Origin of the sequence: Acinetobacter sp. C26M (assembly GCF_023702675.1) — a bacterium.
Taxonomy (GTDB): domain Bacteria; phylum Pseudomonadota; class Gammaproteobacteria; order Pseudomonadales; family Moraxellaceae; genus Acinetobacter.
This window is the reverse complement of the sequence record NZ_CP098478.1, coordinates 29,142-41,779: the sequence shown is the minus strand read 5'-3', so window position 1 is coordinate 41,779 and position 12,638 is coordinate 29,142. Positions and strand designations below refer to the sequence as shown.

Genomic DNA, 12,638 nt, shown 5'->3' with positions numbered 1-12,638 from the left:
ACTTCAATTAAAAAAATAGAAAAATTTCAAAAAATATTTTTAAAATAAGAGAGTTAACTTTTCAAAGTATCAGCACGAAAATAAATAATAAAACCGCTAGCTTATTTTGAAACAAATTTTACCAAAAGGTAAAAACATAAACTCGCAATGCCTGTTCTGGCAATATTCTCAATGGCTTATAGGTGAAAGCTCGTTTTAAGACAGGGTATCATACGCGCTGATATCACATAATGAGTCTAATTTATGTCAAGTTGGTTTCCAAAATGGCAGCCGTATCAGGGGAAGATCGATCATCGCCCTGTTGCGACAAATGAATATTTACCGCCCTTACAAAGTGCGGTGCTCGGGGTTCAACACGCGTTTGCAATGTTCGGTGCGACTGTTCTAGCACCCTTATTAATGGGCTTTAGCCCAAACCTTGCCATTTTAATGTCAGGGATCTGTACCATTATTTTCTTCCTGATCACAGGTGGGCGTGTTCCTAGTTATTTAGGGTCAAGCTTTGCTTTTATTGGCGTAGTTGCTGCGGCAACAGGCCATATCACGGGTTCAGGTGCCAACCCTAATCTTTCTGTTGCATTAGGCGGTATCGTTGCCTGTGGTATTTTTTATGCCTTGATCGGCTTTGCAGTGATGCTCACAGGCACACGCTGGATTGAAAAACTGATGCCACCTGTGGTAACTGGTGCGATCGTGATGATCATCGGTCTCAACCTTGCACCTGTCACCATTAAAGGCGTTGCAGGGCAACCATTTGAAATGTGGATGGCACTGATTACTGTACTGAGTATGGGTATTATAGCGGTCTTTACCAAAGGTCTATTACAGCGTTTATTGTTACTCGTTGGCCTACTGATTGCCTATGCGATTTATGCCATTGCAACCAATGTTTTAGGCTATGGCAAACCGATTGATTTCTCCCAAATCGCAGCAGCATCATGGTTTGGTATCCCAAGCTTTTCACATCCAACTTTTGATTTAAATGCGATTCTGATTATTGCGCCAGTCGCATTGATATTAGTGGCGGAGAATCTTGGTCACATTAAAGCTGTGGGTGCAATGACTGGCGAAAACCTGACCCCACAACTGGGCAAAGCATTTGTTGCTGATGGTTTAGCCACGACCTTGTCAGGTGGTGTTGGTGCGCCAGGTATGACCACCTACGGTGAAAATATTGGTGTGATGGCAGTGACCCGCGTTTATTCTACGATTGTCTTTGTCATCGCAGGCGTGTTTGCAATTTTCCTAGGACTTTCTCCAAAATTTGGTGCGGTGATTAGTACTATCCCAACCGCAGTCCTCACAGGGGCTTCAATTGTGGTCTTCGGTTTAATTACTATTGCAGGTGCAAAGATCTGGATCGAAAATAAAGTTGATTTCTCAAACAATAAAAATCTGATCATTGCCTCTGTCACCATTATTTTAGGTGCAGGCAATTTTGAATTGTTATTTGGTAACTTTAATTTAGGTGGTATTGGAACCGCAACTTTTGCTGCGATTTTCCTGAATCTGCTATTCAGTTTAAAAGATAAAAATTAAAACTTTGAAGGCAGCGCAAGCTGCCTTTTTATTTTGAGGACCTCTAGATAATGCCACCATTGGCTCTAATCACCTGTGCATTAATCCAGTTACTCGCGTCACTCACAGCAAAATCAAGCACCGCAGCAATATCTTCCACTGTACCTAAACGCTCTAAAGGAGCTGCTTTGGCCAACTGAGCAATCAATGCCTCACTCTTGCCCTCAAAAAATAACTCCGTCGCTGTTGGCCCAGGTGCAATGGCATTAACGGTAATATTTTTGCCTCTTAATTCTTTAGCAAGGATAGCAGTCAGAGCTTCGATGGCTGCTTTAGAAGCGGTATAAATGCCATACCCTTCTAGCTTCATACCAATCACACTACTGGAGAGATTGATAATTTTTCCACCCTGCTCAAGTCGTTTCGCTGCCTCGCGCATGGTATATAAGCTACCTTTTAAATTAATCGCTAAAACCTTTTCAATGGTTTCATCATCTAAAGCTTCAATTTTTTGCAAGCACATGATGCCCGCATTATTAATCAGTACATCCACTCGTCCATAGCTTTGGATGACATATTCAAATAGCTGCTCAACTTGATATGACTGACTAATATCTGCTTTAAATGCACTTGCCGTACCGCCTGCAACTTTAATTTGTTCAACCAACTGATTTGCTTCTAGATCATTGCGTGCGTAATTAATCACGATCTGATGACCCTGTTGTGCCAATAAAGTCGCGGTAAAAGCACCAATGCCTCTGGATGCCCCTGTAATCAAAATCACTTTTTTCTCATTTGATGGTGTATTCATTTTTAACCTCATCCAAGCCGACTTATCACGAAATACAATCTATGATACTGTTCAGTGAGAACAAGATAATCTATCAAATTTCGGCTTCTTTATACGGATAGAGCGAACAAAAGAATCAAACCTATGGACAAGTTAAATGCCATGTCAGCATTCGTACATGTGGTTGAGCAGCGAAGTTTTACCAAAGCAGCGCAGATCCTGAACTTACCGCGCTCAACTCTGACAGATGCGATTAAACAATTAGAAACACAGCTGAATACCCGCTTACTGTTTCGAACCACACGACAAGTGAATCCGACTGACGAAGGCCATCTGTACTATCAACGCTGTAAATATATTCTGGCTTATATTGATGAATCAGATCATGATTTTTTACATGCCAAACCGCAAGGTATCTTAAAGGTCGAAGTTCACGGTATCTTTGCCGCACATTTTATTCTGCCAAAATTGCATCAGTTCCTCAGTGAATACCCACAAATTCAATTACAACTGACTGAAAGTGATCGCTATGTTGATCTGATTAAAGAAGGCATCGACTGTGTGATTCGGATTGGACATTTAAATAATAGCGAGCTAGTGGTCAGACCCTTAGGCCAGATTCAGCAAGTCACTCTCGCAAGTCCTGAATATCTCAAAAAATACGGTACACCGAACACACTGAGTGAATTAAAACAGCATTTTATGGTGGGCTTCTATTCTACAGCCCGGCAAAAAGCGCTTCCCTTAGAATTTTTGATTCAGCATAAAGTCGAGTTTTATGATTTACCTGTATTAATTCAAGTGAATGGCGCTTACACCTATTCGGCAGCGGCAGAACAAGGCTTTGGCATTATTCAGGTACCACGTTACGGTCATTTACAGCAAATTGAAAATGGCCAACTCTCCCCAGTGCTAACCCAATATGCTGTTCCCGCTTTACCTGTCTCATTGCTCTACCCCTCAAAAACACGGGTTTCACCGAGACAAAGAGTGTTTATTGAATGGATCGTGCAGTTGTTTAAAGACCATCCTTTAGATCAGCGTTAAAACACCCTCCCCTGAACAGCAGGGATGCTGCACTTAAGTCCTCTATCTTTATCAATCTTATTTTTAGTATGATGATTTTTTGCATTTCAATGCGTTGCCATCATGCGTTTTGATTTTTTTGATTTACAGTTATTTCTGCATATCACCAGCACGGGTAGTCTGACCAAAGGGGCTGAACGTTCTGCAATTTCATTACAAGCCGCGAGCGAACGAATTAAAAAGCTCGAGCAATATTTTGATACCCCTTTATTTACTCGACAAACCACTGGCGTTGAATTAACTACAGCCGGACATGCTTTGGCCGAACATGCGCGACGTATGATCCGCCAAAAAGATCAGCTCGAACAAGAGATGCAACGCTTTCGACAACAACAACCCGAATCCTTAACCCTGTGGTGCAACTCTTCGGCACAAAGTGAATATCTGCCGCCACTGTTACCGCAATATCTGATGCGACATCCTGACATCAATATTGACTTACATGAAGCAGAAAGTTCAGAGATTATTACCGCTCTAGGCAAAGGCATCGCTAAGCTCGGCTTGGTTTCCAGTTTCTTTGATATTCGCCCTTTGCAGACCCAAGAATTTGCCAGTGACCCCTTGGTACTGATTTGCCCAGCCTCACATGCCCTTGCTCAATACACACAATTAAATCTGGTCGATGCCTTACATTTTGGCTTTATTGGGTTGATGCCACATCATTCTTTGCAGCAATCTATCGAAACCCAGGCCAAGTTACTGGGCTTTAATATCCAATACCGTTTGCGTTTACCCAATTTTGCTGCGATTGCTGAAGTGGTGGCGAAAGGCGTCGGCATAGCGATTATGCCTGCCCGTGCTGCGCAGCGTTTAGAGCCAGACTATGATTTCCACACGGTACAGCTGTTGGGAGCATGGGCTAATCGGAAGCTGCTGTTAGCAACGCAGGATTTCAGTCAACTACCCGAGACTTATCAGCAATTTGCAGATTTTTTATTGCAGCATCGTCCTTAGTTCACAGCAAAATTAATGCGATAGCATATAGCCACCTAAAGCGACCAGCCCCATAAAAAATAGACGACGGAAGCGTTGCTCATTCAGTTGATAGCGGATTTTTTTACCCAACCACATCCCGACCAAAGCTGCTACCAAGGCAACAGCCGATAAACGATAGTCCAGTGTGATTCCCTGCATTGGGTTATGCTGTAGAAATACTGCCAAGCAAATGGTGGACACGGTAAAGGTTAATCCTAAAGCTTGAACCAGCTCATCACGGTTTAGATGTAAAGACTGCAAATAAGGCACCACAGGAATAATCACAACCCCTGTTGCTACAGTGACCGCACCACCGATATAACCCACCAAGGGAGATAACCAATGCTCATATTTGCCCAAGTGGGGCAGATTCTTAACGCATAAACCATAAAGCCCGTACAGTATCAGCATCGTACCCAATAGAATTTCACTGCTTTGACCATGGCTTTGGCTTAAAGTGGGTAAAAAACTCCAGACCGATCCAACCACAATCCCAAGCAACAAAGACCAGAAGCGGCGTACGAAAGTCCAGACCCGCCCCTCAGCAAAGAGCTGCCAGATATTGGTAATCATGGACGGAACGATCAGCAGTGAGGCAGCCTGAAAAGGACTCATGGCAATTGTGAGTAGCCCCATTGAGACCGCAGGTAAGCCTAAGCCGATCATGCCTTTAATCATGCCTGCAAAGACAAATACCATCACAATAATTGCTAAAAAAGTCACGCCCAAGTCTCCGATGTTGCGTCGGAGTTATGCTACGAAAAAAGCGAGGTTTGCCCTATTCTTATTTTTGGGAGCAGGCCTCAGGCAGAGCTTGAGGCCGTTCTATATTTGTCTTCCAACACATTGCTGATAATGCTTTCAATCATCCAAACCCGATACAGACTATTGAAAACGTAGCTCTGTCCATCTATACGTAATTCTAGTACAGGAAAATCTGGCTGATGCTTTTGCTGGCATAGTTCATCATTCTGTTTCAGTAGAGCTTCGACATCCTGTTCAGTGATGTCCTCGATCTCTAGACGCTTTTGCATGCGCTGAAAATGGGCTTTAAATGACAAGTCTTTACCCCGTGTCCACACCCCTTCAAAAATCTGGTGGATACAATCGACTTGCTGTTCTTCAGGCACACTATAAAACAGTCGCGCCATCTCATACGTCGCTTCTTTGGTTGGACGGCAGAACGGCGTAAATGTCACTTGTGTTCGCTTGGAAACACGGGTTGCCAGACTCCAATCAAACCAGTCTCGCCCATGATAACTCAGCGGAAAAACCTTCAACTGAATATTATAATAATTAGCCAGTTCTTCTTTGATATAGGCCAATAACAACCAGCTCATTGGATCTTCAAGCGCAATGTATAAGTCTAGCTCAGGATGCATGGCTTGGACTTCGGTAAGTGACTCACCATCATTGATCAAATGCTCGCGCCATTCGATATGATTAATCAGGAAAATTGGATTTCCAGTCAGTAATTTTTGTTGTTTCAGACGGCGAGTCAAACGCAATAAATCATCAACGGCTTGATATTTACGCTCACCAAATTCGAAATAGCTGGCAGCAACGGGCACATCTTTAAAAATACGTTCAGGATAATCTTGAGGGCTTTGGTGCCGACTGGCCATGGCATAGAGGGTACGTAATTTGCCATATTGTTGTTGCCACAGCATATGAAACACATCTTCCAATAAATGTAAGAAGTTCTGTTCACGTAAGGGAGTGTTTCGAAGAATGGTTTCAGCTTGTTGTAATGCTTCTGCGCTGGGGATTTCTGGAGTGTCATCAAAGCCAAAACGATGTTGCTTGGCAAGAATCTTGGCATCATTTAAACAATAACTGAGCCATTCCTGCTTGGACATTCCATTCGGAGGCTCTGCGTCCTGCCTCGAGATAATCACTTTTAAGGGTTTCAACTCATCACTCAGGATTTCATTGAGCTGATCCAGTTGTTGTACTGCAAGATAGCTATAAACATCGTCTAGACGCAGGTAAATGCTTAAACCCTGTTCCGTAGGTAACACCGCCTGACGCGAAGGTTTTTGGTAAAACCAACTCGATCGGAGGGGATCAAACCAACGACGTAACAAAGACATGTCGATAGCCTCTAATGGTCATAAATTGAAAGATAGATAAATATGCCCAAACTTGTATTGAATAAAGAGCAAGTGAGCCAATAAGTTTGTTCAGTATCTTATAAAATGACAAAAAAGTCCCTCTTAATTAAAGAGGGACCAAAAGGGATTACAAAACTCGTACTGCGCCTTTGGCTGCACTGGTCGAATGCATTGCGTAAATCTTCAATGACTTAGACACTTTACGTTTACGCTCTTCTGCTGGATGCCAACCTTTAGCTTCCTGAACGGTACGGCGATGCGCCATGGTTGCATCATCGATATCGAGGTGAATGGTACGGTTTGGAATATCGATTTGAATGGTATCACCATCTTCAACTAGACCAATTGCACCACCTTCAGCCGCTTCTGGAGAAACGTGACCAATCGACAAACCTGACGAACCACCCGAGAAACGACCATCGGTAATCAAGGCACAGTCTTTACCTAAACCTTTCGACTTCAAGTAACTGGTTGGATACAACATTTCCTGCATCCCTGGTCCGCCACGTGGTCCTTCGTAGCGAATCACCACGATATCGCCCGCAACGATTTTATGATCCAAAATCGCTTCAACCGCTGCATCTTGGCTTTCAAAAACACGCGCAGTACCAGTGAATTTAAGGATCGACTCATCTACACCCGCAGTTTTTACGATACAGCCATCTAAAGCGATGTTGCCGTAAAGTACAGCCAAACCACCATCTTTAGAGAAGGCATGTTCAGCATTACGAATTACGCCTTTCTCACGATCACCATCCAAAGTTGAATAGTAACGGTTCTGCGAGAACGCTACTTGAGTTGGAATACCACCCGGAGACGAACGATAGAACTCATAAACGTCCGCATCTTCTGTACGGATAATATCCCATTTGTCTAATGCATCTTTCAGAGTAGGTTCGTGCACGGTTGGGCATGAGGTATTCAATAAGTTGGCACGATCCAACTCACCCAAGATTGCCATGATGCCACCTGCACGGTGTACATCTTCCATATGCACGTCTTGTTTTGCAGGTGCAACTTTTGACAATACTGGTACTTGGCGAGACAGACGGTCGATATCATCCATGGTGAAATCAACTTCTGCTTCATGTGCAGCCGCAAGCAAATGCAATACGGTATTGGTTGAGCCACCCATTGCAATATCCAAAGTCATGGCATTTTCAAATGCTGCTTTAGTTGCAATTGAACGTGGCAAAATACTGTCATCATTTTGTTCGTAGTAGCGTTTCGCCAGTTCAACCACTAAACGGCCTGCTCTTAAGAACAATTTTTCACGATTGGCATGCGTCGCCACGATCGAACCATTGCCCGGTAAAGACAAACCTAAAGCTTCGGTTAAGCAGTTCATTGAGTTAGCTGTGAACATCCCTGAGCATGAACCACAAGTAGGACATGCTGAGCGTTCAAACGCAGCAACTTCTTCATCGGTATAGCTTTCGTCTGCTGCAACCACCATAGCATCAACAAGGTCAATCGCCTTTTCGTCACCGCGGAATTTAACTTTACCCGCTTCCATTGGCCCGCCAGACACAAATACCACTGGAATGTTCAGGCGCATCGCAGCCATCAGCATTCCTGGAGTGATCTTGTCACAGTTCGAGATACATACCATGGCATCAGCGCAATGGGCATTGACCATGTATTCCACAGAATCGGCAATCAAATCACGTGATGGCAGTGAATACAGCATCCCGTCATGACCCATGGCAATACCATCATCGACGGCAATGGTATTAAATTCTTTCGCGACACCACCAGAAGCTTCAATTTCTCTCGCAACAAGTTGACCTAAATCTTTAAGATGCACGTGACCAGGAACAAATTGGGTAAATGAGTTGACCACCGCAATAATTGGTTTGCCAAAATCTTCATCTTTCATACCGGTCGCACGCCATAAACCACGCGCGCCCGCCATATTTCTTCCATGTGTTGATGTTTTCGAACGATAATCAGGCATTTTGTATTCCCAACAAGTGTGTGCTCGAGAAGAATAGGACATTCTCTCTGGCGAAATGATACTGAGCTCTTTGCATCATACTACAAGTTATCGTTTAACAGATGACCAACAGGCCTATCTTTTTTTGCACAAAAGCAATTCAGGTCGTGAATTAGGGACTCGTCGCTTTTTCGCTTATAATTTGAGGTAAGTTTTATTTGGATTCCATTTGTGAAAATCATTTTTGCTGGTACGCCTGAATTTGCGGCAACCGCATTGGCGGCATTATTAAAAACATCCCACCAGATCATTGCGGTTTATACCCAACCTGACCGTAAATCAGGACGTGGGCAAAAATTAACGCCATCTCCTGTTAAACAATTGGCACTTGAACACGATTTACCCGTTTATCAACCTTTGAATTTTAAAGCGTCTACGGAAGAAGGCTTGGCAGCTCGACAAGAACTTGCTGCACTTGGCGCAGATGTGATGGTGGTGGCAGCCTATGGCTTGATTTTACCGCAAGCGGTTTTAGATACACCGAAATACGGTTGTTTAAATATCCATGGTTCGCTGTTACCCCGTTGGCGTGGTGCTGCCCCGATTCAACGTGCCATTGCCACAGGTGATGCTGAAACGGGCATTACCATTATGCAAATGGCGGCAGGTTTAGATACTGGCGATATGATGTATAAAACCTATTGCCCAATTACTGCGGAAGATACCACTGCCAGCTTGCATGACAAATTGGCTGTTCAAGGCGCAGAAGCAATTTGTACCGTGCTTGAATCAGAACAAAGCTTGCAGGATTTTATTGAAAAACGTGAAGTACAAGATGAAGCACTTACCGTTTATGCGCACAAATTAGTGAAAGCCGAAGCCCGTATCGATTGGACTATAAATGCAGTTCAAATCGATCGTAATATTCGTGCCTTTAACCCTTGGCCAGTCGCGTTTATCCAACTCGATGAAAATAATGCTTTACGTGTTTGGGGTTCTACACTTTCACAGCTCAGCAAAACCGATGCACAAGTTGGTGAAATCCTTGCCATTGATAAACAAGGCGTGCATGTTGCCTGTGGCGAAAATACTGCAGTGTGCTTAACCAGCTTACAATGGCCAGGTGCTAAAGCCTTAAATCCAGTACAAATTGCCCAAACCCAAAAATTGCATATTGGACAAATTCTCCCATGAACCCATCAAATCAATCATCTGCAAAAAATTTGAATCTGCGTGCGCAGGTGATCAAAACACTTTTGGCGGTTCAGAATGGGCAATCTTTGTCTTCCGTTTTGAATCAACATATCAATATCGTTTCTGAGCGTGACCGTGGCTTATATCACGAACTTACTTTAGGTTGTTTACGCCAATGGTATTCGTTAAAAGCAATTACCTTACCCTTGCTCACAAAACCATTAGACAATGAAGCCCTAGAAAGTTGTTTATATCTTGGTTTATATCAAATTTTATGTACGCGTATTCCTGTACATGCTGCGATTTCAGAAACTGTAAATGCTGCGAAGCAACTCGGTTTTGAGCCAATGAGTGGTTTGGTCAATGCGATTCTGCGTCGTGTTTCACGTGAAACAGATGAATTTCAAACCGCATTGAATAATACCCATGGTTTACCAAGTTGGTTATTCAAGCGACTCAAAAAAGATTGGCCTGAGCAAGTAGAGCCGCTATGCCAAGCCTTAAAACAAGTCGCGCCACTGACGCTGCGTGTCAATGAACGCCAAGTGAGTCGTAACGAATATTTAGAGATTTTGGACGAAGAACAGATTGATGCTCGTCCTTGCACACTTTCAGATGTGGGTATTGTTCTGGAACAAACGGGCAATATTACCCATTTACCCGGTTTCGAAGAAGGTGGTTTTTCTGTTCAGGATGAACATGCGCAATTGTGCGCGACGCTTTTACCAAATTTAGATGACCAAGTTGTTGTCGATGCCTGTGCTGCACCAGGGGGTAAAGCCGCACATATCCTTGAGCGTTTTAATCCTAAAAAATTGATTGCACTTGATCATGATGCAAAACGTTTACTGCGTGTTTCTGAAAATTTAGAACGTCTTGCCCTAGATCAGGACAATGTTGAGATTATTACGGCTGATGCCACCACATGGCAGGCACAGGAACTTGCCGATTGTATCGTGTTGGATGCACCCTGCTCTGCGACAGGTGTAATCCGTCGCCATCCCGATATTCGTCTGCTCAGACAGTCGACTGATATCGCGCAAACGGTTGAGCTACAGCAGCAAATTTTGCAGCAGATGTGGCAACAGCTTAAAGTCGGTGGCACTTTACTGTATATCACCTGCTCGATTCTCAAAGCTGAAAATGAGCAGCAAATGGCAACATTCTTTGCAGCACATGCTGATGCAAAAGAAATCAAAATCAATGCAGATTGGGGTATTGAACAGACCTATGGTCGTCAGTTGCTTCCTTCTGCCCACGCTGGTGATGGTTTCTATTATTGCCGAATTAAAAAATTGGCATAAATCAAAAATAAAAAAGCAGGCTTAAAGCCTGCTTTTTTATTCATTCTATTTAGAGTGTATGCTGATCTTTGACTTCTTCAAGAACGTCATCTAACTCTTCTGGGTTTTTGGTTAAGTGCAGAATAGACAGTGCCAATCCACCCCATAAAAACACCATTGAAATCACCATCATTACGATTGCTGAAGTATTCATATTTGTTCTCCTAGCGATCTTTGATTCGGCTGAGTACAATTGCAACGACAGCACAGAAAATCACGCTGCCCCATCCAAATACGCCTTGTAAGCTCATGCTATAACTATCGTAACCGTTTTTCACCAAGTTAAATACGGTCATGCTTAAGGTCGTTAACAAGATCAACGATGTGATCACTGTTAAAGTGAAATCCCAGCCTTTGCCCAATTGAACAGTCGAAATACGATTCACATGATCACGCAATTCACGCAAGGCAGAACGTTTAAACCAAGCAATACTGATAATCGAGATCAATGCACCACCAATAATACCGATGTTATTGATGAAGTGATCGACAATATCCACCAGCTTAATCGCATTCACACTAGAGAATAAGATCACGGAAACCAGTGCACTACCACCACCAATAATCGTTACAGCTTTGGTACGGCCCCATTTCAACTTGTCCTGCATTGCAGCAATCGGCACTTCCAAAATACTGACCATGGAAGAGATACCCGCAACAAACAGCGAAGAGAAGAACAAGAAACCAAATAAATCCGCACCTGCACCTAAACTTGAAATAATTTTAGGGAATGCGATGAATGCTAGACCAATACCACCACTCACAACATCCTGTACTTCTTTACCTGCCGCATGTGCCATAAAGCCCAACGCAGCAAAAATACCAATACCCGCCAAAATCTCTGTTGATGCGTTAGCAAAACCAACGATCAAGCCTGAACCTGTTAAGTTAGTTTTAGGTTTTAAGTAAGAGGCATACGTCACCATGATCCCGAAGCCAACAGACAACGAGAAGAAAGTATGGCCATATGCAGCTAACCAAACTTTATAGTTCATCATCGCTGACCAGTTCGGAGTAAAGAATGCATTTAAGCCTTCTACCGCACCAGGTAAACGTAATGACTGAATCACAAGAACCGTAAACAAGACAAATAACAACGGCATGAAAATCTTATTCGATAATTCAACACCCTTCTTAACACCACCATACAAAATGATTAAGGTCAGTGCCCAGATACCAACGATTGGCCAGAACAAATGACTCACAAATTGTAGATCGAAGCCTGTTGCTTTCGAGGTCTGCAAATAAGTATTGAAGAAGAAGCTTTCCGGGTCACTGCCCCACGCCTGACCAATTGAGAAGTAGACATAACTACCTGCCCAAGTCAGTACGCTGGCATAGTACAAACCAATGATGATACAGACACAGACTTGCCACCAACCGAGTGTCTCACCGCCTTTAAATAGCGCACGATATGCTTTTGGCGGTGAATTACGCGCACGATGACCTGTTGCATAGTCCAAGAATAAAAGCGGTAAACCAGCTGTAATCAACGCCAGTAAATAAGGGATAAGAAACGCCCCACCGCCATTTTCATAAGCAACGTAAGGGAAACGCCAAATGTTACCTAAACCTACAGCTGAACCAACAGCTGCAATAATAAAACCAGATCGTGATGTCCAGTTTTCACGAGAATCTGCCATAAAACACCTAAATTGTCCTGCTGGCCGTTCCATGCTGTC

At 43.4% G+C, this 12,638-nt stretch carries 11 protein-coding genes; 5 read left to right on the top strand and 6 right to left on the bottom strand.

Going from position 1 to position 12,638, the window contains the following annotated elements:
* Positions 1 to 243: 243 nt before the first annotated feature.
* Positions 244 to 1,539, top strand: a complete 1,296-nt coding sequence (locus NDN11_RS00185) for a solute carrier family 23 protein (RefSeq protein WP_167248416.1) — start codon at positions 244 to 246, stop codon at positions 1,537 to 1,539.
* A gap of 43 nt (positions 1,540 to 1,582) precedes the next feature.
* On the opposite strand, the gene NDN11_RS00180 is transcribed toward NDN11_RS00185, so the two are convergent.
* Positions 1,583 to 2,329, bottom strand: coding sequence for an SDR family oxidoreductase (locus NDN11_RS00180; protein WP_251110432.1), 747 nt, complete (start codon positions 2,327 to 2,329; stop codon positions 1,583 to 1,585).
* Positions 2,330 to 2,452: 123 nt separating this feature from the next.
* Between NDN11_RS00180 and NDN11_RS00175 the strand changes: the two genes are divergently transcribed.
* Positions 2,453 to 3,355 carry a LysR family transcriptional regulator gene (locus NDN11_RS00175; protein WP_251110431.1) on the top strand — a complete coding sequence of 301 codons (903 nt, stop codon included), beginning with the start codon at positions 2,453 to 2,455 and terminating at the stop codon, positions 3,353 to 3,355.
* A gap of 102 nt (positions 3,356 to 3,457) precedes the next feature.
* On the top strand, positions 3,458 to 4,348 hold the full coding sequence (locus NDN11_RS00170; protein ID WP_251110430.1) for a LysR family transcriptional regulator: 891 nt from the start codon (positions 3,458 to 3,460) through the stop codon (positions 4,346 to 4,348).
* Positions 4,349 to 4,360: 12 nt separating this feature from the next.
* On the opposite strand, the gene NDN11_RS00165 is transcribed toward NDN11_RS00170, so the two are convergent.
* The 3 genes from NDN11_RS00165 to ilvD all read right to left on the bottom strand — a co-directional run bounded on the left by NDN11_RS00165 (position 4,361) and on the right by ilvD (position 8,440).
* Entirely contained in the window at positions 4,361 to 5,092 is a 732-nt protein-coding gene (locus NDN11_RS00165; protein ID WP_251110429.1) for a sulfite exporter TauE/SafE family protein, read from the bottom strand.
* Positions 5,093 to 5,172: 80 nt separating this feature from the next.
* A complete protein-coding gene (locus NDN11_RS00160; RefSeq protein ID WP_251110428.1) occupies positions 5,173 to 6,462 on the bottom strand; it encodes a hypothetical protein in 1,290 nt (429 codons plus the stop codon).
* Between the two features lie 148 nt (positions 6,463 to 6,610).
* A complete protein-coding gene (gene ilvD / locus NDN11_RS00155; protein WP_167248411.1) occupies positions 6,611 to 8,440 on the bottom strand; it encodes a dihydroxy-acid dehydratase in 1,830 nt (609 codons plus the stop codon).
* A 210-nt stretch (positions 8,441 to 8,650) separates the two neighbouring features.
* Between ilvD and fmt the strand changes: the two genes are divergently transcribed.
* Positions 8,651 to 9,613 (top strand): methionyl-tRNA formyltransferase, encoded by a 963-nt coding sequence (gene fmt / locus NDN11_RS00150; protein ID WP_251110427.1) that lies wholly within the window; start codon positions 8,651 to 8,653, stop codon positions 9,611 to 9,613.
* Positions 9,610 to 10,917: a 16S rRNA (cytosine(967)-C(5))-methyltransferase RsmB gene (gene rsmB, locus NDN11_RS00145; protein WP_251110426.1), complete on the top strand. Its 1,308-nt coding sequence runs from the start codon at positions 9,610 to 9,612 to the stop codon at positions 10,915 to 10,917. Before fmt ends, rsmB begins: the two co-directional genes overlap by 4 nt.
* A gap of 49 nt (positions 10,918 to 10,966) precedes the next feature.
* Here the strand turns inward: rsmB and NDN11_RS00140 are convergent, their stop codons facing one another.
* Together NDN11_RS00140 and NDN11_RS00135 are read right to left on the bottom strand one after the other, a co-directional pair.
* Entirely contained in the window at positions 10,967 to 11,110 is a 144-nt protein-coding gene (locus NDN11_RS00140; RefSeq protein WP_023271084.1) for a methionine/alanine import family NSS transporter small subunit, read from the bottom strand.
* 10 nt (positions 11,111 to 11,120) lie between these two features.
* Positions 11,121 to 12,599: a sodium-dependent transporter gene (locus tag NDN11_RS00135; RefSeq protein ID WP_251110425.1), complete on the bottom strand. Its 1,479-nt coding sequence runs from the start codon at positions 12,597 to 12,599 to the stop codon at positions 11,121 to 11,123.
* Positions 12,600 to 12,638: the final 39 nt, after the last annotated feature.